The 24,459-nt window shown below is 42.6% G+C and carries 28 protein-coding genes and 1 pseudogene; 14 read left to right on the top strand and 15 right to left on the bottom strand.

The window, feature by feature from the left end; genetic code table 11:
• The first annotated feature begins 84 nt into the window (after nucleotides 1-84).
• Entirely contained in the window at nucleotides 85-1,455 is a 1,371-nt protein-coding gene (gene trxB / locus CDG79_RS13235; RefSeq protein ID WP_094342529.1) for a thioredoxin-disulfide reductase, read from the top strand.
• A gap of 97 nt (nucleotides 1,456-1,552) precedes the next feature.
• Here trxB and CDG79_RS13230 read toward each other — a convergent pair whose 3' ends face one another.
• Nucleotides 1,553-1,954, bottom strand: a complete 402-nt coding sequence (locus tag CDG79_RS13230; RefSeq protein ID WP_094342528.1) for a four helix bundle protein — start codon at nucleotides 1,952-1,954, stop codon at nucleotides 1,553-1,555.
• A gap of 130 nt (nucleotides 1,955-2,084) precedes the next feature.
• Here CDG79_RS13230 and CDG79_RS13225 point away from each other — a divergent pair, with 130 nt between their 5' ends.
• The 3 genes from CDG79_RS13225 to CDG79_RS13215 all read left to right on the top strand — a co-directional run bounded on the left by CDG79_RS13225 (nucleotide 2,085) and on the right by CDG79_RS13215 (nucleotide 4,263).
• Nucleotides 2,085-2,981, top strand: coding sequence for an ABC transporter permease (locus tag CDG79_RS13225; protein ID WP_094342566.1), 897 nt, complete (start codon nucleotides 2,085-2,087; stop codon nucleotides 2,979-2,981).
• 75 nt (nucleotides 2,982-3,056) lie between these two features.
• Complete coding sequence (locus CDG79_RS13220; protein WP_094342527.1) at nucleotides 3,057-3,266, top strand: hypothetical protein; 210 nt, start codon at nucleotides 3,057-3,059, stop codon at nucleotides 3,264-3,266.
• 94 nt (nucleotides 3,267-3,360) lie between these two features.
• A complete protein-coding gene (locus CDG79_RS13215) occupies nucleotides 3,361-4,263 on the top strand; it encodes an ROK family protein (protein WP_094342526.1) in 903 nt (300 codons plus the stop codon).
• Between the two features lie 310 nt (nucleotides 4,264-4,573).
• On the opposite strand, the gene CDG79_RS13210 is transcribed toward CDG79_RS13215, so the two are convergent.
• The 3 genes from CDG79_RS13210 to CDG79_RS43680 form a co-directional block, all read right to left on the bottom strand.
• The gene (locus CDG79_RS13210; RefSeq protein WP_094342525.1) at nucleotides 4,574-4,996 is read right to left on the bottom strand and encodes a hypothetical protein; all 423 of its coding nucleotides are present in this window, start codon (nucleotides 4,994-4,996) and stop codon (nucleotides 4,574-4,576) included.
• A gap of 124 nt (nucleotides 4,997-5,120) precedes the next feature.
• Nucleotides 5,121-6,758 (bottom strand): CTP synthase, encoded by a 1,638-nt coding sequence (locus tag CDG79_RS13205; protein WP_094342524.1) that lies wholly within the window; start codon nucleotides 6,756-6,758, stop codon nucleotides 5,121-5,123.
• Between the two features lie 24 nt (nucleotides 6,759-6,782).
• Complete coding sequence (locus tag CDG79_RS43680) at nucleotides 6,783-6,926, bottom strand: hypothetical protein (RefSeq protein ID WP_223278131.1); 144 nt, start codon at nucleotides 6,924-6,926, stop codon at nucleotides 6,783-6,785.
• On the opposite strand from CDG79_RS43680, the gene CDG79_RS13200 reads away from it, so the two are divergent.
• Together CDG79_RS13200 and CDG79_RS43675 are read left to right on the top strand one after the other, a co-directional pair.
• The gene (locus CDG79_RS13200; protein ID WP_223278130.1) at nucleotides 6,868-8,598 is read left to right on the top strand and encodes an N-acetylmuramoyl-L-alanine amidase; all 1,731 of its coding nucleotides are present in this window, start codon (nucleotides 6,868-6,870) and stop codon (nucleotides 8,596-8,598) included. The two genes, CDG79_RS43680 and CDG79_RS13200, sit on opposite strands and share 59 nt — an antisense overlap.
• Nucleotides 8,599-8,789: 191 nt before the next feature.
• Nucleotides 8,790-9,200, top strand: coding sequence for a hypothetical protein (locus CDG79_RS43675; protein ID WP_223278125.1), 411 nt, complete (start codon nucleotides 8,790-8,792; stop codon nucleotides 9,198-9,200).
• A gap of 134 nt (nucleotides 9,201-9,334) precedes the next feature.
• On the opposite strand, the gene CDG79_RS13190 is transcribed toward CDG79_RS43675, so the two are convergent.
• From CDG79_RS13190 to CDG79_RS43655, 6 genes and pseudogenes are all read right to left on the bottom strand, one after another.
• The gene (locus CDG79_RS13190) at nucleotides 9,335-10,813 is read right to left on the bottom strand and encodes a ParM/StbA family protein (protein ID WP_189524982.1); all 1,479 of its coding nucleotides are present in this window, start codon (nucleotides 10,811-10,813) and stop codon (nucleotides 9,335-9,337) included.
• Nucleotides 10,814-10,844: 31 nt separating this feature from the next.
• Nucleotides 10,845-11,306, bottom strand: coding sequence for a hypothetical protein (locus tag CDG79_RS43670; RefSeq protein ID WP_223278124.1), 462 nt, complete (start codon nucleotides 11,304-11,306; stop codon nucleotides 10,845-10,847).
• Nucleotides 11,307-11,337: 31 nt separating this feature from the next.
• Nucleotides 11,338-11,838, bottom strand: a complete 501-nt coding sequence (locus tag CDG79_RS43665; RefSeq protein ID WP_223278123.1) for a hypothetical protein — start codon at nucleotides 11,836-11,838, stop codon at nucleotides 11,338-11,340.
• 38 nt (nucleotides 11,839-11,876) lie between these two features.
• Nucleotides 11,877-12,026 carry a hypothetical protein gene (locus CDG79_RS42330; RefSeq protein WP_189524981.1) on the bottom strand — a complete coding sequence of 50 codons (150 nt, stop codon included), beginning with the start codon at nucleotides 12,024-12,026 and terminating at the stop codon, nucleotides 11,877-11,879.
• 202 nt (nucleotides 12,027-12,228) lie between these two features.
• Nucleotides 12,229-12,507, bottom strand: a pseudogene (locus CDG79_RS43660) (Uma2 family endonuclease); the annotation flags it as partial.
• Complete coding sequence (locus CDG79_RS43655; RefSeq protein WP_223278121.1) at nucleotides 12,495-12,668, bottom strand: hypothetical protein; 174 nt, start codon at nucleotides 12,666-12,668, stop codon at nucleotides 12,495-12,497. The pseudogene CDG79_RS43660 and the gene CDG79_RS43655, both read right to left, overlap by 13 nt.
• Before the next feature lie 163 nt (nucleotides 12,669-12,831).
• Here CDG79_RS43655 and CDG79_RS13175 point away from each other — a divergent pair, with 163 nt between their 5' ends.
• Nucleotides 12,832-13,233, top strand: a complete 402-nt coding sequence (locus CDG79_RS13175; RefSeq protein WP_094342522.1) for a hypothetical protein — start codon at nucleotides 12,832-12,834, stop codon at nucleotides 13,231-13,233.
• An 84-nt stretch (nucleotides 13,234-13,317) separates the two neighbouring features.
• Here CDG79_RS13175 and CDG79_RS13170 read toward each other — a convergent pair whose 3' ends face one another.
• Nucleotides 13,318-13,914 carry a pentapeptide repeat-containing protein gene (locus tag CDG79_RS13170; RefSeq protein WP_223278120.1) on the bottom strand — a complete coding sequence of 199 codons (597 nt, stop codon included), beginning with the start codon at nucleotides 13,912-13,914 and terminating at the stop codon, nucleotides 13,318-13,320.
• A gap of 23 nt (nucleotides 13,915-13,937) precedes the next feature.
• Between CDG79_RS13170 and CDG79_RS13165 the strand changes: the two genes are divergently transcribed.
• Nucleotides 13,938-14,483: a YraN family protein gene (locus tag CDG79_RS13165; RefSeq protein ID WP_094342521.1), complete on the top strand. Its 546-nt coding sequence runs from the start codon at nucleotides 13,938-13,940 to the stop codon at nucleotides 14,481-14,483.
• A 63-nt stretch (nucleotides 14,484-14,546) separates the two neighbouring features.
• On the opposite strand, the gene CDG79_RS13160 is transcribed toward CDG79_RS13165, so the two are convergent.
• Entirely contained in the window at nucleotides 14,547-14,936 is a 390-nt protein-coding gene (locus CDG79_RS13160) for a hypothetical protein (protein WP_012412259.1), read from the bottom strand.
• Nucleotides 14,937-15,182: 246 nt separating this feature from the next.
• Between CDG79_RS13160 and queA the strand changes: the two genes are divergently transcribed.
• From queA to CDG79_RS13135, 5 genes are all read left to right on the top strand, one after another.
• Entirely contained in the window at nucleotides 15,183-16,415 is a 1,233-nt protein-coding gene (gene queA, locus CDG79_RS13155; protein ID WP_094342520.1) for a tRNA preQ1(34) S-adenosylmethionine ribosyltransferase-isomerase QueA, read from the top strand.
• A 227-nt stretch (nucleotides 16,416-16,642) separates the two neighbouring features.
• Entirely contained in the window at nucleotides 16,643-17,263 is a 621-nt protein-coding gene (locus CDG79_RS13150; RefSeq protein ID WP_094333260.1) for a serine O-acetyltransferase, read from the top strand.
• A 205-nt stretch (nucleotides 17,264-17,468) separates the two neighbouring features.
• A complete protein-coding gene (locus CDG79_RS13145) occupies nucleotides 17,469-18,608 on the top strand; it encodes a tetratricopeptide repeat protein (RefSeq protein WP_442946202.1) in 1,140 nt (379 codons plus the stop codon).
• A 251-nt stretch (nucleotides 18,609-18,859) separates the two neighbouring features.
• Entirely contained in the window at nucleotides 18,860-19,702 is an 843-nt protein-coding gene (locus CDG79_RS13140) for a methyltransferase domain-containing protein (RefSeq protein ID WP_094342519.1), read from the top strand.
• Between the two features lie 169 nt (nucleotides 19,703-19,871).
• Nucleotides 19,872-20,648 carry an ABC transporter ATP-binding protein gene (locus tag CDG79_RS13135; protein ID WP_094342561.1) on the top strand — a complete coding sequence of 259 codons (777 nt, stop codon included), beginning with the start codon at nucleotides 19,872-19,874 and terminating at the stop codon, nucleotides 20,646-20,648.
• A 218-nt stretch (nucleotides 20,649-20,866) separates the two neighbouring features.
• Here CDG79_RS13135 and CDG79_RS13130 read toward each other — a convergent pair whose 3' ends face one another.
• Together CDG79_RS13130 and CDG79_RS13125 are read right to left on the bottom strand one after the other, a co-directional pair.
• The gene (locus CDG79_RS13130; RefSeq protein ID WP_094342518.1) at nucleotides 20,867-21,286 is read right to left on the bottom strand and encodes a hypothetical protein; all 420 of its coding nucleotides are present in this window, start codon (nucleotides 21,284-21,286) and stop codon (nucleotides 20,867-20,869) included.
• Between the two features lie 545 nt (nucleotides 21,287-21,831).
• The gene (locus CDG79_RS13125; RefSeq protein WP_094342517.1) at nucleotides 21,832-22,494 is read right to left on the bottom strand and encodes a GIY-YIG nuclease family protein; all 663 of its coding nucleotides are present in this window, start codon (nucleotides 22,492-22,494) and stop codon (nucleotides 21,832-21,834) included.
• Between the two features lie 126 nt (nucleotides 22,495-22,620).
• Between CDG79_RS13125 and CDG79_RS13120 the strand changes: the two genes are divergently transcribed.
• Nucleotides 22,621-23,550 (top strand): carbohydrate ABC transporter permease, encoded by a 930-nt coding sequence (locus CDG79_RS13120; RefSeq protein ID WP_094342516.1) that lies wholly within the window; start codon nucleotides 22,621-22,623, stop codon nucleotides 23,548-23,550.
• Between the two features lie 85 nt (nucleotides 23,551-23,635).
• On the opposite strand, the gene CDG79_RS13115 is transcribed toward CDG79_RS13120, so the two are convergent.
• Nucleotides 23,636-24,313 carry a CAP domain-containing protein gene (locus CDG79_RS13115; protein ID WP_223278118.1) on the bottom strand — a complete coding sequence of 226 codons (678 nt, stop codon included), beginning with the start codon at nucleotides 24,311-24,313 and terminating at the stop codon, nucleotides 23,636-23,638.
• Nucleotides 24,314-24,459: the final 146 nt, after the last annotated feature.

Raw genomic sequence — 24,459 nt, 5'->3', positions numbered from 1 at the left:
TTTGCGATCGCTTCCCATCTTCCCTAGCCAATCATTATTTATTATGCTATATTAAGCGTAGTCGTTATGAGTTCATATATTTTCATGACTAACCCAACAGTAGAAAACTTAGTAATTATCGGTTCTGGCCCAGCAGGGTACACAGCCGCCATCTATGCCGGACGCGCTAACCTGAAACCCGTTGTATTTGAAGGTTTCCAAGCCGGGGGTTTACCTGGTGGGCAGTTAATGACAACGACGGAAGTCGAGAACTTTCCAGGGTTTCCCCAAGGGATTACCGGGCCGGAACTGATGGATCGGATGAAGGCACAGGCGGAGCGTTGGGGGGCTGAACTATATACTGAAGATGTTATATCAGTTGACTTGAGTCAGCGTCCATTTACAGTGCGATCGCAAGATAGGGAAATTAAAACCAACAGCATCGTCATTGCTACGGGTGCGACAGCAAAGCGTTTGGGTTTACCCAGCGAACATGAATTTTGGAGTCGGGGTATTTCCGCTTGTGCAATTTGCGATGGTGCAACACCAATTTTTCACGGTGCAGAATTGGCTGTAATTGGTGCTGGTGACTCGGCGGCGGAAGAGTCAATTTACCTCACCAAATACGGTTCTAAGGTAAATATGTTGGTACGCACTGATAAAATGCGGGCTTCTAAAGCCATGCAAGACAGGGTTTTGAGCAACCCAAAAATCCAGGTGCATTGGAACACCGAAGCGGTGGATATCTTTGGTAATGGTCACATGGAAGGGGTGAAAGTCCGCAATACTAAAACTGGTGAAGAAAGCAAACTGCACGCTAAGGGTTTATTCTACGCCGTTGGTCACAGTCCCAATACCTCTTTATTTAAGGGGCAATTAGAACTGGATGAGGTGGGTTACGTTGTTACCAAACACGGTACTGTAGAAACCAGTGTAGAAGGCGTTTTTGCAGCTGGCGACGTGCAAGATCATGAGTTTCGCCAAGCAATTACGGCTGCGGGTACTGGCTGTATGGCGGTAATGTTGGCAGAACGTTGGTTGTCATCCAGTGGGTTAATTCAAGAATTCCATCAACAACCAGAAGCAGCAGATAATGAATTAGAACATCAGCCAGCCAAAAAGACTGAAGCTGAGGAAGAAGCTGGGTTTAACTTGGATGGAACGCGCCATGCGGGAGGTTATGCCTTACGGAAATTGTTCCATGAAAGCGATCGCTTACTCCTGGTTAAATATGTCTCTCCTGGTTGTGGCCCTTGTCATACCCTGAAGCCAATTTTAAATAAAGTGGTGGATGAATTTGAAAGCATTATTCACTTTATAGAAATTGACATCGACAAAGACCGAGATATTGCTGAAAATGCTGGTGTGACAGGAACGCCAACAGTTCAATTGTTCAAAAATAAGGAACTGGTGAAGGAAGTCAAAGGCGTGAAACAAAAGAGCGAATACCGCCAGTTAATTGAAAGTAATCTTTAGGGACTGGGGACTGGGGACTGGGGACTAGGAAATAATTCTTTTAACTGCTAATACCCAATCACCAATCACCAATCACCAATCACCCAGTACCCAATCACTAATCACCCAGTCGAGTACCGTACTCTTCTTTACCCTGCTGTTGGGAACGAATAAAACGACAGTAACCGTTAAGACCTTTTTCAATCCGGTCTTTAAGCTGACTGACCCAGTTTAATTGTTCTGTATTGCAGTAGCCCAAGCTCTCGGCAATAATGAAAGCGCTTTTGGTTTCAGTCAATGAACCGCGAGCAATGTACATAAAACGCAATCTATCTAAATAGTGATAGCGTCCATAGCCCTCAGCTATGTTCAGTAAAACGCTGCAAGCTGCTCTTCGTAATTGATCGCTCAAATTGTAACGCTCACAACCCGGCAAACTATTTGCTAATCGATAAGCCGCTTTTAGCAGCTTGAGGCTATCTTGGTAGAAGTCTAAAGACTCAAAGCCTCTATCTTGCATATCATCCCAATCTAAAGTCCCTCAATTTTATGAGACATTTTTACCAAATACCCAGTCCCCAGTTCCCAATCCCCAGTCCCTAATATGTAAAATGGTCAGCGTATCAAGCTTTGCTCCAGGCGATCGCTTTATGGCCATTACAAAACGGCGACTACCGACATTTTTACAGTTTGGCAAAAGTTCCAATCTTTCCCAAAGACTCATGCTCATTGGGTTAGTCATTACCCTATTTTTCATCTTCCTGGCATTTTTCGCTCCCCTATTTCAGGCTTGGGGATGGCTGCTAAACCCGAAAGATTTTCTCTCTAATCCAATTCACGAGCCACCCTCGGCTAAACATTGGTTTGGCACTAGTCGCTTGGGTTATGATGTCTTTTCCCGGACATTGTTCGGCGCTCAAGCTGCCTTGCAGGTGGTGATTTTGGCAACGGCGCTGAGTATGATTATCGGTGTGCCTCTGGGGATGCTGAGTGGTTATCTCGGCGGTAAATTGGATAAAGTGTTGCTGTTTATGATGGATAGCATCTACACTCTTCCGGGGCTACTGCTGTCTGTAACACTAGCTTTTGTAGTGGGGCGGGGGATATTAAATGCAGCGATCGCTATTAGCATTGCCTACATTCCCCAATATTACCGCGTTGTTCGCAACCACACCGTTAGCGTCAAAACTGAAGTCTTCATCGAAGCTGCTCAAGCAATGGGCGCTTCCACTTGGGTTGTGCTTTCTCGTTATCTATTTTTCAACGTCATTCAAAGCGTACCCGTCTTATTCACACTCAACGCTGCTGATGCAATTTTGGTGTTGGGCGGTTTGGGCTTTTTGGGGCTAGGACTTCCCGAAGAAGTGCCAGAATGGGGACATGATTTAAAACAAGCCTTAGAAGCTCTACCTACTGGCATTTGGTGGACTACGCTTTTCCCTGGTTTAACCATGACATTCATGGTGGTAGGGTTATCACTACTTGGTGAAGGGTTAAACGAATTTGTCAATCCCCGATTACGAAGAGAAAATAGAATCCGAAAATAATTAGTAAATAGTGGACACTTATCTGTCAACAGACTAATCATTGATAACTAGTAATTGATAACTGGAGAGATTTGTGTGAAAGATAACCTGACATTAATTGCCGCCGCTACTGGCGGATTTATCCTTTCTGTTGCTCTTGCCGGCATCTTAAGAGGTGCGCCAGTTACGGCTTGGCATGAGCAATCGAGTTTCCGCACCACGAACTTTGCTAATTTACAAAAATCAGAATTGAAAGCTTCGCGTCTTCTTCCAGGGGGCGATGCTACGCGAAAAGATCGGGGATGAAAAAAATGAACTGGAGAATAGGGAATAGGGAATAGGGAATAGCTGTTCACCAATGCCCCATGCCCAATGACAAATGACAAATGACAAATGACAAATGACAAATGACAAAATTCAAGTAATTGGCATTGATGTAGGGGGAACAGCAATTAAGCTGGGGCGGTTTACAGCTGATGGTACTTGTCTGCAATCTTTGACTGTGGCGGCTCCCCAACCGACAACGCCGGAGGCTGTGCTGGCGGTGCTGGTGGATGCGATCGCGCAAATCGATCCAGATAATCAAGCTGTTGCTATTGGCGTTGGGACTCCTGGCCCCTCCGATGCAGCAGGACGCATTGCCAAAATCGCCATTAACTTACCTGGATGGCTCGATGTGCCTTTAGCAGACTGGTTAGAAGCTAAAACTGGCAAACCGACTGCGATCGCTAACGATGCCAATTGCGCTCTTTTGGGAGAAGCTTGGCTAGGAGCCGGTCGCCACTTTCAAAATCTGATTCTGCTAACTTTAGGAACTGGGGTTGGTGGCGCAATCATCCTCAATGGCAAACTATTTGTTGGACATCAAGGAGCTGCTGGGGAATTAGGTTTAATTTCATTAAACCCAGATGGGCCAATTTGTAATAGTGGCAATCAAGGCTCTTTAGAACAACATGCCTGTGTTACTGCCATCCGCCGCCGCACTCTCAAGGAACCCATCGAATTGGGTGTTCTCGCCCAACAAGGAGATGCCGCAGCATTGACTTTTTGGCAAGAGTATGGTAAAGATTTGGGAATTGGTTTGACGAGTTTGATTTATGTACTCACACCGCAAGCGATCGTGATTGGTGGCGGGATAAGTGGCAGTTTTGAGTTTTTCTTACCCGCAGTCAAGGCAGAAATTGAGAAGCGGGTACAGCCCTTATCACGAGCGGGTTTACAAATTTTACCAGCCGAATTAGGCAATTTTGCTGGCATAGTAGGTGCAGCAAAGTTGGCATGGCAATGCTATTCAGGGTTTTAGATTATGGTTCAAAATTTTGTAAGTAGTCGGCGCAATTAAAGCTAACTGGCTAAAGGCTGTCATTTGTCCTTTGTCATTGGTCATTAGTAAGGGCTTTGAGCCTGTTTATGTTTTGTAACATACTTTGGTTTTTTCGCGCCAACTTACTTACCCTGAATTAATTATTGATTAATGCCTAATTTTTCTAATGAATTACGAATTACGAATTACGAATTACGAATTACGAATTACGAATTACGTTAGCGTAGCGGTAGCGAGTCCGCGCAGCGTCTCGTAGAGAGCGTCATTACGAATTATGAATTAGCTAATCCTAAGACAAAAAATATCCTGTTGCTTTGTGAACATATTTCACGACTTTTTCATAAGATTCAGGATTACTCACAGGGTTGATGATGATGGGGATAGTTCCATCTGGCAACCAAAAAGTTATCCTGCCGTTCGGTTCATGACAAAAAGAACTGATACAGTTGAGATTAATTACATATTCATTTTTTTCGTAAAGTATTTTCACCCAGTGGGCATGATCTAATTCCAACCTCGTCACGCATTCTAAATAATCGAGAATCTTTTGATAATCTTCCAGGTTAGTTTGGGGATTAATTACTATTGGAATGGCACTATCGGGTAGCCAAAAAGTAACTCTGCCATTCACTTCATAACAAAAAGCATGGACACGTTCAAAATTCACTACATATTCTCTCCTCTCGTAAAGGATTTTCACCCAGTACGCCACAACATCTCCTCAAGTCAAAAATTTACGAATGATGCACCCTGTATGTCCAAATCTACCGAAGTTTTAAGTTAATGTTGCCGTGTACCAATTCAAAATCAAAGTAATTTTTTTGAATTAGGAATTGTTATGACACCTCCAATGGTATTGGTGTACCAGATGTTGACAAAGAAAGAGCGATCGCTACTTGAATAAACCCTTTAAATAAGGGATGGGGGGTACTAGGGCGCGATTGAAATTCTGGATGAAATTGGCAAGCAAGAAAGAATGGGTGCTTGGGTAATTCCACAATTTCAACTAACTGTCCATCGGGAGAAGTACCACTTATTACATAGCCAGACTTTAATAACAGATCGCGGTAAGCATTGTTAAACTCATAGCGATGTCGATGTCGTTCATAAATTACATCTTCTTGATAAAGCTTGAAAGCTAAAGTATCAGGGAGAACACGACAAGGATATAGCCCCAAGCGCATTGTACCCCCTAAATCGACAACTTCCTGCTGTCCTGGCAATAAATTAATTACTGGATCGGTTGTATGGGGGTCAAATTCAGCACTGTTAGCACCTGTTAATCCCCCTACGTGCCTTGCCCATTCAATTACAGAACATTGCATACCCAGGCATAAACCCAAAAAGGGAATTTGGCGATCGCGTGCGTATTTAATAGCGGCAATTTTGCCATCCACCCCCCGAACACCGAAACCTCCTGGCACAACTATGCCATCGACACCCCCAAGATGAGTTTCGGCTGATTCATTTTCCAAATCTTCTGAGTTCACCCAACGCAGGCGCAGTTTGCCATAAGTGGAGATTGCAGCATGGTTTAGTGCTTCTACTACAGATAGGTAGGCATCACTTAACTGCACATATTTCCCAACGATGGCAATTTCTAGATCGTGCTTGGGAGTATGTAACCGTTGTACCAAGGTTTGCCACTGCGTCAAATTTGGCTTGCGCTGTTCCATTTGCAGCAACTTCAAGACTTGTTCTGCCATTCCTTCCCGTTCTAAATTCAGGGGTACTTCATAGATACTTTTGGCATCTTGGGAAGTAATGACGCATTCTTCGGGGACATCGCAAAATCCCGATAATTTCTGCTTTAATCCCTTGGGTAAGGGGCGATCGCTCCGACAAACTAAAATATCTGGTTGAATACCAATGGATCTCAGTTCCTTAACTGAATGCTGTGTTGGCTTAGTTTTCATTTCACCCGCAGAAGCAATCCACGGTACCAACGTTACATGCATATACAGCACATTCTGCCGTCCCACCTCTTTGCGAAACTGGCGAATTGCTTCCAAAAACGGCAGTGATTCAATATCTCCCACCGTCCCGCCAATTTCTGTAATTACTACAGATGGGTTTGTACTTTTAGCAACTCGCAGAATCCGCTCTTTTATTTCATTGGTAATATGAGGAATAACCTGTACAGTGCCGCCATTGTAGTCTCCACGCCGCTCTCTATTAATGACTGCTTGGTAAATCGAGCCAGTAGTCACACAATTCAAGCGCGACATTGAGGTATCAGTAAAGCGTTCGTAATGCCCCAAGTCCAAATCTGTCTCTGCACCATCCTGGGTAACGAATACTTCCCCATGCTGAAAGGGACTCATCGTGCCAGGATCGATATTGATATAAGGGTCAAGTTTGAGAATCGACACCGAATATTCGCGGGACTTGAGCAAACGCCCTAGACTTGCTGCTACAATGCCCTTACCAATACTGGAAACAACGCCTCCAGTTACGAAGATAAACTTAGTCATAGTAGTTTAAATTTCTCACAACTTCTAAAAATACATCCCGTCATTGTGCCACAGTTGTTGTGGTGTAATCTTCTGTGATTTTGTCGTGAAAAAACTTTTAGGATTAGTAATATTAGGCTGCATTTTCGCATCCTCCATAGCATTGGCAGAGCCATCTCTTATAGTCATTTTTCCCGAAACAAACTACCAGACTAGTTCCGAAAAAATCTTTTTTTTGGGAACTGCACCACCAGATGGTCAGGTTTTGATCAATAGTAAGCCAATTACTCGCAGCAAAGCCGGTCATTTTTCCCCTAGTTTCCCCTTGCAGTTGGGGGAGAATCTTTTTACTGTGCGTCGCCAAAATCAAGAACTTAAGATTAAGGTGATTCGGCTGAACACTAGCCGGGAACTACCACAGGGGGTAGCCTTTGCGAAAGATTCTTTGACTCCCGCAGTTGAAATTGCCAGATTACCGGGAGAACTAATTTGTTTTAGCGCGATCGCACCCCCTAACGCCAATGTATCTGTAACCCTGGCGAATCAAACCATTGCCCTTTCACCTCAACCCCAACAGGCACAACTACCAAATAATTTGGCAGCTTTGACAGGGCAAAATCAGCCTCATGCCCAGTCTAGCGTAGGCGATTACAAAGGTTGCACTACAGTGGCAACAGCTGCCGATCTGGGAAAACCTCAATTTCAACTAACGCTGAATGGCAAGACGATAACTCAACCAGGGACTGGTAAAATTCAAATCCTCTCCAGAGCAGAGTTGCCAGTTTCTGAGGTTACAGTAGAATCAGGTGTTGCTCGTACCGGCCCAAGCACCGATTATTCCCGACTCACACCACTGCCTAAAGGCACACGCGCTACAGTAACAGGTAGAGAAGGTGAATGGTTACGCCTAGACTATGGTGCTTGGATTAATAGTCAAGAAACCCGCATTCTACCTGGTGCAATTCCGCCACAGACAATAATTCGCAGTGTCGGATACCGTCAACTCCCTGGTGCGACAGAGATAGTTTTCCCCTTACAAGTTCCCGTACCTGTGAGCGTGCAACAAAGTGAGCAAGCGATCGCTCTTACTCTCTACAATACTACTGCCCAAACGGACATCATTCGCCTGGATGCTGACCCCCTAATTTCTCGCCTAGATTGGCAACAGGAGGCTCCAGAACAAGTAAAATACACCTTTAACCTCAAAAAAGCTCAACAGTGGGGATATAAGCTGAGATATGACGGTACAACCCTGGTTTTGGCTTTGCGTCATCCACCTAAAATCGGGAACACAAGACGCAGGCCTTTAGCTAATCTCAAGATTGTACTCGATCCAGGGCATGGCGGTAAAGAATCTGGTGCCAGTGGCCCAACTGGATATTTAGAAAAAGATGTGAATTTAGTGGTATCTAAGTTGCTGCGGGACGATTTGGTGAAGCGAGGAGCAACGGTAGTGATGACACGGGAGGACGATCGCGAACTTTCTTTAGCAGAACGTCAGGCAATTATTAGTAAAGAAGAACCTGCGATCGCTATTTCCATCCATCACAATTCCCTACCCGATGATGGCGATGCCGAAAAAATCAAGGGATTCGCCGCTTTTTGGTATCAACCCCAAGCCCACAACCTGGCAATGTTTTTACAAAACTATGTAGTCAAAAAACTTGGCAAACCTTCTTATGGTGTGTTTTGGGATAACCTGGCACTGACACGCCCAGCAGCGGCGCCATCGGTGTTACTGGAATTGGGTTTTATGAGCAATCCCGATGAATTTGAGCAGATAGTCAACCCAGAAGAACAGAAGAAAATGGCTGATGCGATCGCTCAGGGGATTACTGAATGGTTTAGGAGTGTTAAATAAATTTGCAGGTACAACTCCCTGATTGTATTTGGTGGAGTGCGATGTCTGACGACAAGGCTAGCGCCAACGCTATTTTTTAGCTAGTTCCTACTCAATGTTGCGATCGCTCTTTGTTCAGCAACCCATAAGAAACCATTCCTACTGTATCAATCGAGTAAAATGAAAGTTCAGTTGTTCCTGCGAGGTGTCCGATGACTATGCTTGAACGCCGCCGTCAACTTCAAGAACAAATTGCTCAACTTCCAGATGACCAACTGACTCAGGTTGAGCAATATATAGCATTTCTTGGTTTTCAGAAAACAGTTCCATCTCAATCAGAAGCGACCAAATCACCTTCCACTGGAGCTTCGATTCGGGCATCTTTAGAGCAAGCACACACTCCTCCCGATTCTCCTCTGGAGGATGAGACGCTAGCAGAAGTACCTGAAGATTTTGCTGCTAAGATCGCTGAAATAAAACAACGTGGCGATCGCTCTCAATCTGTGATCCGACGAGGTTCTACAGGTGAAGATTTGCTCAAATTTGCTGGTACTTGGCATGGAGACGACCTAGAGGAGTGCCTAGCATTTCTTGATGCAACCCGCTCAAAAGCGAAGTTTTAAGCTAATAATTTATGTACTTGCTGGATACCAATCACTGTGGTTTAGTTTTCATTTGTTTACTGGTATGTTAGATGAACCTTTACATCTACAAAAAATTATCTTTGCTTTGGGATAAATTCAAAGTAACATTAGTTTTATGACCTAGTAGCGTGAACGCTAGACAATTGCGCTTCTGCATAAATATACTGTCCCAAGGCGTTAGCTTGCCTAGAGGATGCCGCTAAACAGGCATTAATCTTTGCTTCTTTAAGCAGACGTTGAACGTCATCCCAGAAGAATTCACCGCCACCACCAGTAATAATCACATCAGTTACAGGCTCTGGCAACCAAGCGAGGACATGGGAGCAAAGTTCATGGGAGAAAATTTCTGTGAGGTTAGGAAGGAAATCATCTAAGTTGGTGGGTTTACTAGCACCTTTAGGAAAATAGAAGCGATCACCTCTAGGTTTGTTCGCAACAGCAATGAAGGTTAAACATTGACTATCAGCGCCTTCTATTTCGGCAGCTAGCAGTTCATAAAAAAAGTTCATACCAAAGTCTTCACTCTTAGAAGCATCTCTAACAAACCGGAAGTTATCTATCATAATCATATTAATGTTTTGATAACCAATATCAACAATAGCCACGGGGATTTTTGTCAAATCAGGAACATTTAGACGGTTTCTAGGTTGAGATTCAGACCAGAGCCAACTACCATAACCTTCCGCCATTACCCATACCTTAGAAATATTCAAACATACGGATTCACCACGGAAGTTTATTTTATGTGGGCCAGCAATCATACTAATTAACTGTGCTTTCTCCATCTCAAATTGTTTTAAGGAAAAGAAAGGTAAACCTATCGCTACAGATATTTCATCTTGAAGTTTAAAATAGGCAGCACTTGCCAAAACTTTGATCAATGCAGATTCAAGCTTAGATTTTCCAACACCGAGATTTGCACCAAACTCAGCTGCTAATTGACCAACAACATAACCACTACCTTGATGTTCCATCCACAAATCCATTAATGGGTCAGTAGCTCTAGGTTCAAAAAGACCCCCACGAATTTGTTGAAATGAGATTTGCTTCACGTTGGCAGGAATAAACACCACATTATTAGGTTCACAGATCACACAAGTCTTTGTGCTGCTTCTGCCTAAATCAACACTGAGGACAGGGTTGATTTTTTTAGTTGCTGCTATTGCCGTTAAACGACTTGCATAGTAGTCATTAGGAACAATAATTAACTCCTCTTTTAAGAGGTAGAGAACTTTGTTAGTTTGTTCCACTGCTGCTTGAAATATGTTTAAAGCATCTGTTCTAGATTCTCTATCAATCTCCGACATTAAGTAAATGAGATTCTGTTGCAATCGCACTGCCAAACGCAAACAATCTTTTTCAACTTCATCTAAAGCGTGCTGTTGAGTTAAACTAAGAATTTGCTCTTTGCTTTCATCAGCTAGTTCATAGTATTTTTGCTTCAAGTTTGTATATTTATCAGCTAGTTCATTTGCAACAGTCCTATGATGTTTAGCAGCTTGTCTATCACTTTCCCCAACAGCATGAGTAGTAAAAGCACCAACAACTGCTCCAACAGCTAATCCCAGAGCGCCGAAAATAAAAGGAAGCATAAAAACTATGTAATCCTCTAAAATTTAATTCCTATTGTTCCGTGAGAATATGAGGCACTTGAGAACCAGCAAGCAATTTACTATCTGCTGATGTTAATCCTAGAGATTTAGCAATAGCTACTGATTCACGTAACCGTTGCATAGCCCCTTCTATTCCCGATGCAATTGGACGATTTGTAATTTCTTGATTAATTGCTTGCGCTTCAACCAAAAACTCTAAATTTTTCTGGTGTTCATAAATCAGTTCATTCTCAATTGCTTGTAATCTTTCTAATTCTTGTTGAGTTAAAGATTCATAATAGATTTTCACCGTTTTTTTATGGTCATCGAGGATTTTGAAAAACTCGTAAACCATACCCGCAGTTCCAATGACAGCTAAGACTGGTGCTGCTGCGGTTAAAGCGATCGCAATTGGTGGACAAGCTGCTGCTACTGTTGTAGTTACAAACGCTGTCACACCCCCAACTGTGCCGCCTTTTACGGTATCTTTCAATGTTTCTATAGCGGCTTCTTGTGCAGAAATTTCACCCCGAACTACCCGCAGCGCGTTGGTTAGTAACGAAAATGGTGCTTGGCAGCCCCCAGAGGCGCGGCTTTACACCTGCTTTAACTGCACCTGTTAGATTATCAAAATGCCATTTAGCATCTAGTCTTATTTGCTCCTGCGAAGTCATGGGTTTATCGCCACGAACTAAATTATCTTTGGCATTTTCCCACTTGATATTTTTGGGATCATTTGAGCCGCCTTTGCTATGCGGTTTAATATGACTAGCGTGTTTATCTGATAGGTATTTTTGGGTATTAATATCAGTAGATTTACCATTAATCCCTGCTCTTTGAGATGGAGGGATTTTATCTAACATTTCTTGGGCTTGCACTCTGGTTCTGATCGGATCGCCAGGTCGAATCCCACCTTTATATAATCTACGGGCTGCACTTAAGGATAAATCCTGTAATTGAGCATGTTGAACGTTAATGTTGGCAGCAGCGTTAAAAGCGGAATTACGCTCTTGTTCGTCAGACATGGGTAAACCAATCTAGTATGATGTATTAGCTTATTTTCTTATGGTTCCCATTTGAACACAGATGCGATCGCACCACTGCCAAACCCAAAAAATGGAGCCATGCAGAAGATAGCAAAAACAGCCTCAAGTTCTTGAAAGGTGCGTTGGCGTAGCCCGTCGTAGACATCACTGATTAACCCACCACTCAAAAGCTAGTTGAAGTCTGTGGTAAGCTTTTGCCCATGATTAAGTAGGTTGGCTCAAATAAACCTAACTATGTAACGAAATATAAAATTGCCTAAACTCTTGCGATTGCTTCACTTCGCTTCGCTCCGTTCGCAATGACATAGTTATAAATTTTCACACCCACTTACTTACTAAGTTTTTCGGCTTGCCATAACCTAATAAATATTACTCTACATCTGGATCGATACCCATTGCTCTGAGCCGTTCTGCTAATTGTGCAGCTTTTTGTTCTGCTTGCTCGGCCCTTTGCCTTTGCAAATCGGCTTCTTCTTTACCAATCAGCAACAGATTTCCCTCTAAATCCCACCAGCGCAACCACAATTGCTCAGGATTATTCAAGTAACTTCCCTGCCATAACCCTAGTTCCACACCTAAAGGAGGAATTGGGTAGTGACCTCGCTCATTAGGCTGCATTTTGTGGTACGAAAAATCTACCAGGTGATAATGATGGTTTGGGGATGCTCTTGAACATTTTTCGCGCCAGTTCGCACAACGGGGGGAACCCCCGCAAGCGACTGGCTTACAAACGTACCATCAGACTCTGGTAGTTGAGTGCGATCGGGAAACTGGGGTGGTATGGCAATATCAGCAAGTGTTTCACTCATACTTTGAACAGTATTGCAGCTATTTATATAGTGCCTTACGCTTCCCATAAGGTATTACGAAGTAGTATAACACCTTGACATATCTTGATTTCAGTGCTTCTACCATGCCAGAACAGCTTTGATTGCGAGTAAAAATATATGAAATCTTATATTTTGAAAGCGTATGTATTTTAAAATCGGCGGGATAGTGGGAGCGATCGCTATTTTATTGAGCAGTGGTAGTGCGATCGCTGCGCCAACACTTTCAGCGATCGCCCAAGATGGACAAAGATATATCACTGTGGGGCATGATAAATTAGGCAACAGCATAGCTCTAGACACAGAAACCATTAAGGGCACGACATACAAGCTTTACGGAATGTACGGAGATGGTATCTTTGAGACTACCTTCGATGCATCATGTACAGAATCGCGGCTTTTTCTGAATCACATTGCGATTTACGGTTCAGAGGGACAGCTACTTCAAGAGGATAAGGAGAAAGGAGAAATACCTTTTGTCGCAAATTCTTCACCAGGTAAAGGAATGAAAATTGTTTGTCAAAAGATTGGGGCCCGTGGTTGGTAGTTGTGAATGGGGAATGGGGAAGAAGCAAGGGAGAGGAGTTTTCCCCTCTGCCTCTTTTTAATGCCCAATTCCTAGTAGAAAATACTAAGGACAAAACAGCGTGTCACGCGTATCTCGTCCTGTGATTGGATTAGTCCCTTTGGCAAGTTTGCACAATTTTTTTTGCTCATCGGGACGCAACAGCGTATCGGTAAAATCTGCCCCATCAATGATTGCACCATCAAATCTGGCGTTAGCGGCAAACGCACCTTCTAAAAGTGCATTTGTTAAATTTGCTCTCACTAAACGAGCCGAGTCTAAAGTCGCATTTCTTAAATCAGAACCCTCCAAATTCGCAGATTCCAAATTTGCTGCAAAAAAACTGACACCGTTCAAATTAGCGTGGCTGAAGTTACTCTGGCGAAGATTAGCTTTGGTAAAGCTGGAATCTGTTAAATCACGTCCTGAGAAATCAGCCTCAACCAAAATTTCCTTATTATATTCGAGTGCCAAAGCTGTTGGAGCAAAACCGAGCGTTGCGGTGATGCCAACTATTCCCCACAGGAATAAGCTGAGTATATTTGCCCAAAAGTGATAGTTTGTTTTACACTTCAACCCGAATTGTCTTCGGGATGAATCGAGTGTAGAACCCTCTGTGCGTAGGCGTAGCCCGCCGCAGGCATCGCTTAACCTAAAATTCATAGAATTCATGATATTTTTAGTCAATGGCTAACCTTCCTCCATCTCATTATCCAGATATTGGTCATTTAGGAGAAGACCTAGCAGCCCAATGGTTGCAATCTACTGGTTGGATAATTCTCCATCGTCGCTTTTCTAGCCGTTGGGGAGAAATCGATATTATTGCCCAATATGATGCAATAATCAGGGAAGCAGAGGAGCGGGGGAAGAATTTATCACGGGCTGAATGCCCAGCTACCGTTAGCAGCACTCAGCACTCATTACTGGCATTTGTTGAAGTCAAAACCCGCAGTTCTGGGAGTTGGGATGCAGGGGGAAGAAGCGCTATCACCCCACAAAAGCAAGTAAAAATCTCGCAGACGGCTGGAATATTCTTAGCCCAGTACCCTGAGAAGGCAGATTATTATTGCCGATTTGATGTTGCTATTGTCTACTGTCAAAGAATATCAAAAAATCTGACTGGAGTTGCTGCAACTCAGGAAGCCCTAGCAACTTCATCAGCTGCCGGATACAAGTTTAAGCTGCAAGAATATATTCCCGCAGCTTTCGACTCTTTGATTGATAATGGTTAATTGGTAATGGATAAAATATCTTGATTACCAATAATTTTTTAGTGGCGTTACAACCAAATGTCATTACGCCAAAGTTTCAGGACAGTAGCCTAAGCCCCGAACAAACTGTTGTCGGAAAGCTTCGATTTCGTCTCTCTCTGGGCTACCATGAGAAACGATCGCTACCTGATAACGACGCATCACATCTACAGGGCACTGTCCCGCTTCCAAACTCCAAAGTGCCATTTGCACCCTCATTGGCGGTTCGTAGCTAATTCCTAATTCATTTAGAAAAGCGCGAAAGTCGCCATCTTCTTGGGGCGAGACTTGACCTTTGAGTTTGATCCTAACCACCCAGCCATCAATTTGATGAATTACGGTGACGAACGAAACTGGTGTCTGGGGTCTAGCGTGGAGGTGTTGAACGACCCTCAGGGTTAGACTGGCATTTGCCAGATAGTACAAGTATTCCATGTTTGTTGGTGCTTGGGATCAAAGCCAATCCTACATATCTATATTCGTCAATCAGTGCCCCTTCCCGGTAGGGTAAAAGCCCCCGTTTTTAGATGGGGAGGTTTACCCAATTTTTATGTTAAGTTTTCCGTGTTACTTAATAGTAACAATCTTATAGCCTTGCGGCAAAACTGAGCCAAGATCCCTTAAAGTTCCTTTAGAAGGGAAAGCTTAAACTAGCTTTTTTAAGAGAGTATAAATACTAAAATAAAGCAAAAACTAGTACAAGGGAATTTGAAAGATACATCTCGTCCACAAGCAAAAGATTTTGCATTAGATTGCTCGGTAGCTGGGTATGACTACGAACTACCTCCAGAACTCATTGCCCAAAATCCAGCAGTTCCTAGAGATAGTTCGCGGTTACTGGTAGTTGATTCTCCGACTACAGGCATCGAAGCAGCATCCCTACACCATATTTTCCATGATTTGCCTGGACTGCTACGCTCTGGTGATTTGTTAGTTATGAACAATACAAGAGTTATTCCAGCGCGACTTTATGGTCATAAATCTACTGGTGCGAAAATCCAGGTATTGCTGTTGGAAGAACGACAGTATAACTGTTGGTTAGCTTTAGTTAAGCCAGGAAAAAGCTTTAAGCAGGGAACGAAGATTGTTTTTGAAGCAAGGCAAGCGGGGACTGGGGATTGGGGATTAGGGATTGGGGACTTGGAAGATTCTTCCCTACTCCCTAGTCCCCAGTCCCCAATCCCCAGTCCCAAACTTACCGCTACGGTTTTAGAAACAGACGCAGCAACTGGCGGACGTTTATTGCAATTTGATGTGCCAGAGGGAAAGCCTTTAATGCAACTGTTAGACGTATTTGGTGAAGTACCGCTACCACCATACATCACTACCTCGTCGGCTGCTGATGAGCAGTATCAGACAGTTTATGCCAAACAGCCAGGAGCGATCGCCGCTCCAACGGCAGGATTACACTTTACCCCAGAATTATTACAAAAGTTGCGCGATCGCAAAATCAATCAAGCTTTTGTAACGCTACACGTTGGTGTCGGCACTTTTCGTCCTGTGGAAGTGGAGGATGTAACTACCCACCTTATGCATGAAGAATGGATTGAAGTCCCTGCAACCACAGTAGAGCAAATCCGAGCGACTAAAGCAGCTGGCGGTCGGATTATTGCTGTGGGAACAACAGCAGTACGAGCTTTGGAAGGGGCGGCTCAATCTGGGAATTTACAACCATTTTGCGGTAAAACAGACTTGTTTATTTATCCAGGCTACCAATGGCGGGTGGTGGATGGTTTAATTACCAATTTTCACCTACCGCGTTCCAGTTTGCTGATGTTGGTAAGTGCGCTAATTGGCAGACAACGGTTATTGAATATATACAACGAAGCGATCGCTTCAGGGTATCGTTTCTATTCCTTTGGTGATGCTATGCTAATTTTGCCGGAAGCCATTACAGTCCTAAGTCAGGCGTGAGGGCAATAAGGTTCGCTGAAGTTTTAATCCATTTAATGCCATAATTTATGCTTTTTCTAAAAATGCTTCTGTGGTTTAAACTGCCATGAAAAGCAATAAACTTTGGTAAAGGAGGAAAATGAAATTACCGAAATCGGTATATTCTATTTCATGTTATTTTAGAGTTGCTGCTGTTTAGCAACTTTTACTTCTTTTAGAGAATTGTAATATTCAAAACGAGTGATTTTATGCGTGATTTCACAATTAAATTTGTTAAAACTCTGAGACAGGTAATCAATGCTCCAATGCTCATATTGTTTATCGTTAGTACAAAGAAAGAAGTGATTCTTGCAGATGTAAGACGATGGGCAAAAAATTTTGGGCTAATTGATAGTCCTGACTGGGTTAACATGCTCTATTTCCTTGATAAATATCCAGAATTTAGAACTCTTTACTATTACAGGATTAAAAAAGGTAACTTTATTGCATTAATACCAATGCATATTATAAAAATTTTTTACAAAGAAAGTCCCAGCCTATTTTTATATTGCGATAATATTGGTTCTGGGCTATTTATTCAACATGGGTTTAGTACTATAGTTTCAGCAGAAAGCATTGGTGAAAATTGCTGGATTAATCAACAGGTTACAATAGGATATAGCAGTAAAATGGAACGTCCTACAATAGGCAACAATGTAACGATAAATGCAGGAGCCAAGGTCATTGGTAAGGTAACTCTCAATGATAACGTCACAGTAGGAGCGAATGCAGTCGTAGTCAAAAGTGTTCCTAATAATTGTGTTGTTGTCGGTATTCCAGCTTATATAATCAGGAAAGATGGCGTGAAAGTAAAAGAGCAGTTGATTTAAACTTGTTTATTAGCAGATTATAAAACTTGTAGAATATTACACTAATTAAAGGTATACAGAGCAACTGAACAAGGACAGGGGCACTTTTACAAAAGTCTGAAGCTCCCGGAATGAGGAATTATTAATTTTTTGATTTGTAATTTTTCATGCTGTGGTGGGTATTCTGACTTATAAAGATATGAGCATAAGTACATCCATGTCACTCCTGTCTAAAGAAAGTCAAACTCATCAATGGTTACACTGGTTATTTCACCAAAACTCTGTTCAGAAAAAGCCCCTGTTTACACTTCTGTTTGCTTTATCTGCGTTTTTGGTTTTAGTTGCACCGACAATTACTAATTTTCCAGGAAGTAAACTGCTAGCAGAAACCGCAATTTCTCAGGATCTTGAAGCAGCTAGCTTTTTCCAGCAGGGAGTCACGCGCTATAACCGCAAAGATTTACAGGGTGCGGAATATGCTTTTCGTCAAGCGTTGCTGCGAGATCCTAGCATTGGGGCAGCGCGGAATTATCTGGGTAATATATTCATGGAGCAAAATCGCCTGGATGTGGCTTTACAAGAATATACAGAGGCGATTAAAGTTAACCCAAATTCGAGCGAAGCTTATTACAACTTAGGGTTAGTGTTGCACCGACAAGGACAAAAAGAAGCAGCGATTACGGCTTATCGGCAGAGTCTTTTGATAGATCCTACAAGAGTAGCAGCGCTGTATAATCTGGGTTTGGTGCTGTATGAACAAGGACAGCTACCGGAAGCGATCGCAGCATACCAGCAAGCAATTAATTTAGATAGCAGCAATGCCAACGCCTATTTTAACTTAGCGATCGCTTTACAACAACAAGGTCAAACAGAGCTTGCGATCGCCACTTATCGCCAAGCCTTGCAGCTAGATCCTCAAAATGCCACAGCCTATAACAATATGGCAAATTTGCTAGCAATTCAAGGTCAAGCTTCTGAGGCTATTTCTGTTTATCGGCAAGCTATTCGCCTAAATCCTAAAAACGCCTCAGCTTACTATAATTTGGGGGTTACTTTATATAATCAAGGTGACATCAAGAAAGCTAATGGAGTATTGAAACGCGCCCATAACGAGTATCGCGAGCAAGGAAACATTGAGCAAGCTGAGAAAATAGAACAACTAATGCAGCAAATTGCTCAGAAAAGTGGGCAACAGCAACCTCAACCCAGTCAAACAGCTACTCCCTCTCAGACTCCAGATCAAACAAGTAATGTAGTACAAACACCTGAGCCACAAACGCCAAATCAACCAGAAACTCCAGCTAACCCTAGCAATGTCCCTGTCTCAGTTGAAGCACAGCCTACTTCAACAAGTCCTGGACAATAAAAAACTCAGAGTTAACACGATGTGCAACTTGATATTCTGACCTTTCTCCAAACCTTTTTACTTGCTGTAGAGAGGCTTTGAATTCTCCCCATTATCTCAAGGGTTAGGGTTAGGTTTGAGTAAAAGTTGCACATGGCATAATTAATAACTCCTAACTCCTAGCTTTTTTAAATCGGCAAACGATTGATATCTTTGGTAGCCTATCTATATGTTTTTTTTCAATTCGGCTTTGTCTTAACACTGCTTTTTTCATGAGTGCAACACTTTACCAGCAAATTCAGCAATTTTACGATGCTTCGTCTAGTCTGTGGGAACAGATATGGGGCGAACACATGCACCACGGCTATTACGGCGCTGATGGTACGCAGAAAAAAGACCGCCGTCAGGCTCAAATTGATTTAATCGAAGAATTGCTCAATTGGGCAGGGGTACAAGCAGCCGAAAATATCCTAGATGTGGGTTGTGGCATTGGCGGCAGTTCTTTATACCTCGCACAAAAGTTTAATGCTAAAGCTACAGGGATTACATTAAGCCCTGTGCAAGCTACAAGAGCTACAGAACGGGCGTTGGAGGCTAATTTAAGTCTGAGAACAGAGTTCCAAGTCGCAAATGCTCAAGCAATGCCCTTTGCTGATGATTCTTTTGACTTAGTTTGGTCGCTGGAAAGTGGCGAACACATGCCAGATAAGAAGAAGTTTCTTCAGGAGTGCTATCGAGTATTGAAGCCTGGTGGCAAGTTAATTATGGTGACTTGGTGTCATCGACCAATTGATCGATCGCCACTAACACAGGATGAAGAAAAAGACTTGCAGGATATTTATCGGGTGTATTGTTTGCCTTATGTGATTTCTTTGCCAGAGTATGAAGCGATCGCACATCAACTACCATTAAATAATATTCGCACTGCTGATTGGTCAACTGCTGTCGCCCCCTTTTGGAATGTGGTGATTGATTCGGCATTCACTCCCCAAGCGCTTTGGGGCTTACTAAATGCTGGTTGGACTACCATCCAAGGGGCATTATCACTGGGATTAATGCGTCGTGGTTATCAGCGTGGGTTAATTCGGTTTGGCTTATTGTGCGGCAATAAGTAGAATTCCACTTCAGAAAAAAGATGTAATCTAGGAGCATTAAAGTAGATGTTCCTAGTGATACATCATCATGCTGTATAGGGGATTGGGAGCGATCGCAGCAAGTACGATGGGAGAGTTTAGCGATCGCAAAGTTTATAAAATTAAGTTTCTTCTTGTTAAATTTCAGCAAATGCCACTCGAACTGCAAAACCTCACAGGCGGTTACACTACAGTCCCAATTATTCAAGACATTAACCTCACACTGCAAACAGGAGAATGGCTAAGTTTAGTTGGTGCTAATGGTTCAGGTAAATCTACTTTACTCAAATTGCTGAGTCGTATTCTCTCCCCACAGCAGGGAACAGTTCTACTTGATGGCAAAGCAATTCACTCTCAACCCCCAAATCTAGTTGCACAGAAACTAGCATTATTACCGCAACAACAAACGGTTCCCGTGGGCTTAACAGTGCGACAATTGGTCAGTTTAGGACGCACGCCACATCAATCTTGGTGGCAATGGGAATTAAACGCCCAAGATTGGGTTAAAGTGGAAGCTGCAATTAAAAAGACGCAACTAGAAAAATTGAGCGATCGCTTAGTTGAAGAACTTTCAGGTGGGGAAAGACAGCGTGCTTTTTTAGCTTTAGCACTAGCGCAAGAACCAAAAGTTTTACTATTAGATGAACCTACAACTTTCTTAGATATAAACTATCAATTACAACTATTAGAACTACTGAAAAATCTGAATCAACAGCAGGAATTAACTATTGTTACCGTTCTACACGAACTGAATCTAGCGGCACGATATAGTTCTCGCATTGCTTTATTAAAACAAGGTCATCTTTGGGAAGTTGGCAAACCTGAAGAAGTTCTGACACCAAGTGCGATCGCCCAAGTATTTGGTGTAGAATCTGTGATTATTCAGACACCTGTTGGTTTACAAGTTTGTGCAATTTCTGCTGTTTAAAATCAAATCATAGTATCGTATCCTAAATTTTTCATAATAAAAAACCTCCCAATAATCAGCCAGAGGTATTTTAACTTTTCAACTCTAAATAATCTTAATCCTCAATCTTCATGCTGGCGTGTCTATAATAGGGTTGGTTTATGTCTGCAAATGTTTGGAAAACTGCTATTTAATCAAGCGTGGAGGTATAGCATCTCCACACGGGCGATATGTTAATCTTATGGCCCGCCTGAAAGGTTATAGCCAATGTAGCAGTTACTGCCAGTACGAACAAATACACCTGTTGGTGTCCATTGCTTGATCTGTTTGATAGAAGGAGCATCTAGGAACAGTGGATAGGGTTCACCCAACAAGGTAGGTATTTGTCCAACTTGCGTAAGCGGCCACGACTTTTTACCTATCAAATCTAACTCTGTCCTACAGGGAAACTGTATCCCGTAGGAAAAAACTCCAATGCACTTATTTGAAGCAATATAGACCCGATCGCCGTATGAAACTCGACAAGGTAATCCTCCTTTTCCTGGTAGTGCGTAGCCAAAGAAGTTAAAGCCCCACGGTAGAAATACAAGCAAAAGTACAGAAAATAGGATGAAGCCTACTGTACCTAGCACTATGGTAGATTTCCGAATGGTACTCATATTTAGGTCACTAAGGGACTTCCAATTAAAAAAATATCCAATTTTGTAGGGTGCGTTAGCGACAGCGTAACGCACCGCCAGATATCTCGGTGCGTTACGGCTTTCGCCTAACACACCCTACTGTATATTTTATTTTTTGGAAGTCCCTTAGGGACTTCCAATTAAAAAAATAATCAATCGCTGTGTAGGCAGGGGGGCAGGGGGCTCTTAGCTGGGGGAGAAAGAAAACTATCATCTAAATAAATTGGTTAATTTATTCTCTGGAAGTCCCTAATGATCTAGCTAAGTTTAGAAACTGTCATTTATATGCCAAGCGTAGAAATGACCCTTGGGAAATCTTTGAACAAGTTCTGAGAGGTATAATCAAAAACTTTAAAATCGAACAAGCTGTAACTGATTCAGGGCAGGGCTTTGTCAAGTTATCTAACTCTCTTAGCGTACATAAAAACTCGTTTTAGCACGATGACCCCATAGGGGCGCACAGATGTGCGCCATCATCGCATAAACACTAATTTGTCAAAATATACAACTAATTTAATTGACACCTAAGACTTAGTTTCCTTTGTCTGTGCGTCGATAATTACACTCCAATCATCATTTGTCACAGCAGCTTCAAGCTGACGCTGACGTTCGGCTATACTCGCATCTATTGTTTCTAACTCTTTAGAGAGGGTTGTGTCAGCCATTGCTTTCCGCAGTTTTAGCTTCTTCTCCTCGTAGGCTTGACGTTCCGCCTCTGACATTACCGCCTTTGCAGCTTCCCCTACCGTACTAGCCCACATTTCGCGATCGGTTCCATTACCAGGTGGTGTGGTTTCGAGTTCAGCTATCCACGCATCTCGCAAATCTTCCATATCTTGACGCTTGGGGAACTTGAATGCTTGCACGCGCACCAAAGCACACTTTTGCTGACCATTTTGGGTGATATGGCTGTTTAGGGAAAGCAACACATTTCGAGAATAGCCGATGTACTGTGTACGGCGTTCTGTGTCTAATACTGCGTAAACACCTGCAACTTTAGCATTCTGAGCAGCTGCACTCCAAGTCTCAAGGTGAATGATTTCAGTACCATTGTTTGCCAGTTCAGGGGTTATACTCACCTCAATGGCAGTGTGTTCGTCATCAGAACTATACAAAAATTCATGTAGCCCACGGTGGTTTATGGGGACATTTTGATGTTCAATTGGCGGGTTGTGCTGAGTTTCCATCGTAGTTGATCTCTGAGTTATTAATTAGCGACGCAAGCAAATATATGCCCTTAAAATATTGAAGCTTAAATTTACTCACATCCCCAAATTCTTGCTGACAAAGCGAAAACAACTATTAGACCTTATATGAATCAATTGACACCTAAAAATTGGATATTCATCAAACAGCGCCTTACCCCTTATCTATTTTTACTACCCGCCTTAGTTCTTTTGGGGTTGACTGTCTTTTTGCCCGCACTGCAAGCGTTTTACCTCAGCTTTACTAGCTATGAAGATATCGCCCAGCCGCCACAATGGATCGGTTTCGCCAACTTTTTCAAACTTTGGAAGGATGCAGTTTTTTGGAAAACCTTGGAAAACACGTTTTTATATCTTGTGGGTGTAGTCCCCATTTTGGTAATTGCTCCCTTATTACTGGCAATTTTGGTAAATCAAAAACTGCGGGGGATGAATTGGTTTAGGGCAGCTTACTACACCCCAGTGGTAATTTCAATGGTGGTTGCAGGAATAGCTTGGAAATGGCTGTATGCAGAAAACGGATTACTCAATCAGTTACTAAAAGCTTTGGGGCTTTTTCCAGAAGGTATTCCTTGGTTAACTAGCCCAGCAAAAATTTTTGGTATTGTACCAATTTCTCTTGCCAGCGTCATGGCTGTCACTGTATGGAAGGGACTAGGCTACTACATGGTAATTTATTTAGCAGGGTTGCAATCAATTCCTGCTGATGTGTATGAAGCCGCAGCTATTGATGGGTCTGATGGTATCAATAAACATTGGGATATTACCATACCTTTGATGAAGCCATATTTAGCATTAGTAGCAGTGATTTCGGCTATTTCTGCCACCAAAGTTTTTGAAGAAGTATATATTATGACCCAAGGAGGGCCACTCAGCAGTTCTAAAACCATTGTTTATTATCTATATGAGCAAGCTTTTGGTAACTTGGAAATTAGCTATGCTTGTACAATTGGGCTAGTGCTATTTTTGATAATTTTAGGATTATCAATTTTGCGATTAGCTATTAATCAGCAAGGGGACGATAATATCACCATCTGATTGCTGCCCCGGAATGGTTACTATTTGCAAAAAGAAGGCGGGGGGATCTTAACCTAACCGGATTGTCCCCACTCGCTATCTCAAATTATTTTTCCCTATACCCGCCAGCATAGTCAATTACACAAATTGTTCTATATGATTTGTGAGTTCCATAAGCAACGCCAGATACTTTAAAAGCGTCGTTAAAAATATTTTTTCTATGACCGCGATCGCGCACGCCATCATCAATAATTAATTGCATGACGATATCTTGGGCAGTGTTTGGCCCATAACTGATATTTTCGCCTGCGGTTGTTTCCCATCTACCATAGCGGTTGATGCGATTAAAGGGGTTGCTACCATCGCTACCATCATGACCTATAGCACCTTTTGGGCCTTGGTCTTTAACGTGGTCTTTTGCTCCTAAAGACATACCTTTCGAGGCACTCAACGCTCCTACAGGACGTGCAGATTTCAGAAATGCGATCGCTTCATCGACTGCTTTAACTCCTTCTTGAGTTCGCAAATAGGTATTATTAGCAATTTTGACTCGATTCCCCTCAAAGCGTTTCCTATAGTTTTCTATAATCGGAAGGTATGCTTTGGGATTTGTTCGTACCTTATTTGTTTCAACAATTACTTGTTGTTCCAATGGTGAAAGATAACTTGCCTTTGCTAATAAAATTGGACTGGTTGGTTCAACTACTGCTGGATTAGAGTTTGCTACAGATGGGCTAGATTGAAAAAGTTGATTTGAGCAGCCGAATATCAGGGTAGCTGGCAAAAATACCCAAAATTTTATGCAGGGTTAGCGCGTCTCAAACCCTATTGACAAGCGAACTTGCCCGATCAGCAATCAAGTTGGAAACAAAGTGGCACTATCCGAGCTAGGGTAATATTTAATCCATTTAGTTGCAAGCTCAAAGTAAT

This window comes from Nostoc sp. 'Peltigera membranacea cyanobiont' 232 (assembly GCF_002245985.1).
Lineage (GTDB): Bacteria > Cyanobacteriota > Cyanobacteriia > Cyanobacteriales > Nostocaceae > Nostoc.
Note: the sequence above shows the minus strand (reverse complement) of the source record. Positions and strands in the feature narration are given on the sequence as shown.

Bases quoted from the DNA above. Each gene is read 5' to 3' on its own strand.
- CDG79_RS13165 (WP_094342521.1), top strand. From the start codon at position 13,938: ATGGCTAACCTTCCTCCATCTCATTATCCAGATATTGGTCATTTAGGA.
- CDG79_RS43665 (WP_223278123.1), bottom strand. From the start codon at position 11,838: ATGTCTGACGAACAAGAGCGTAATTCCGCTTTTAACGCTGCTGCCAAC.
- CDG79_RS13150 (WP_094333260.1), top strand. From the start codon at position 16,643: ATGCGTGATTTCACAATTAAATTTGTTAAAACTCTGAGACAGGTAATC.
- CDG79_RS13205 (WP_094342524.1), bottom strand. From the start codon at position 6,758: ATGACTAAGTTTATCTTCGTAACTGGAGGCGTTGTTTCCAGTATTGGT.
- CDG79_RS13125 (WP_094342517.1), bottom strand. From the start codon at position 22,494: ATGGAAACTCAGCACAACCCGCCAATTGAACATCAAAATGTCCCCATA.
- CDG79_RS43680 (WP_223278131.1), bottom strand. From the start codon at position 6,926: ATGACTATAAGAGATGGCTCTGCCAATGCTATGGAGGATGCGAAAATG.
- trxB (WP_094342529.1), top strand. From the start codon at position 85: ATGACTAACCCAACAGTAGAAAACTTAGTAATTATCGGTTCTGGCCCA.
- CDG79_RS13120 (WP_094342516.1), top strand. From the start codon at position 22,621: ATGAATCAATTGACACCTAAAAATTGGATATTCATCAAACAGCGCCTT.
- CDG79_RS13160 (WP_012412259.1), bottom strand. From the start codon at position 14,936: ATGGAATACTTGTACTATCTGGCAAATGCCAGTCTAACCCTGAGGGTC.
- CDG79_RS43675 (WP_223278125.1), top strand. From the start codon at position 8,790: ATGACTATGCTTGAACGCCGCCGTCAACTTCAAGAACAAATTGCTCAA.
- CDG79_RS13170 (WP_223278120.1), bottom strand. From the start codon at position 13,914: ATGAATTTTAGGTTAAGCGATGCCTGCGGCGGGCTACGCCTACGCACA.
- CDG79_RS13230 (WP_094342528.1), bottom strand. From the start codon at position 1,954: ATGCAAGATAGAGGCTTTGAGTCTTTAGACTTCTACCAAGATAGCCTC.
- CDG79_RS13225 (WP_094342566.1), top strand. From the start codon at position 2,085: ATGGCCATTACAAAACGGCGACTACCGACATTTTTACAGTTTGGCAAA.
- CDG79_RS13130 (WP_094342518.1), bottom strand. From the start codon at position 21,286: ATGAGTACCATTCGGAAATCTACCATAGTGCTAGGTACAGTAGGCTTC.
- CDG79_RS43655 (WP_223278121.1), bottom strand. From the start codon at position 12,668: ATGAGTGAAACACTTGCTGATATTGCCATACCACCCCAGTTTCCCGAT.
- CDG79_RS13135 (WP_094342561.1), top strand. From the start codon at position 19,872: ATGCCACTCGAACTGCAAAACCTCACAGGCGGTTACACTACAGTCCCA.
- CDG79_RS13190 (WP_189524982.1), bottom strand. From the start codon at position 10,813: ATGCTTCCTTTTATTTTCGGCGCTCTGGGATTAGCTGTTGGAGCAGTT.
- CDG79_RS13215 (WP_094342526.1), top strand. From the start codon at position 3,361: ATGACAAATGACAAAATTCAAGTAATTGGCATTGATGTAGGGGGAACA.
- CDG79_RS13140 (WP_094342519.1), top strand. From the start codon at position 18,860: ATGAGTGCAACACTTTACCAGCAAATTCAGCAATTTTACGATGCTTCG.
- CDG79_RS13175 (WP_094342522.1), top strand. From the start codon at position 12,832: ATGTATTTTAAAATCGGCGGGATAGTGGGAGCGATCGCTATTTTATTG.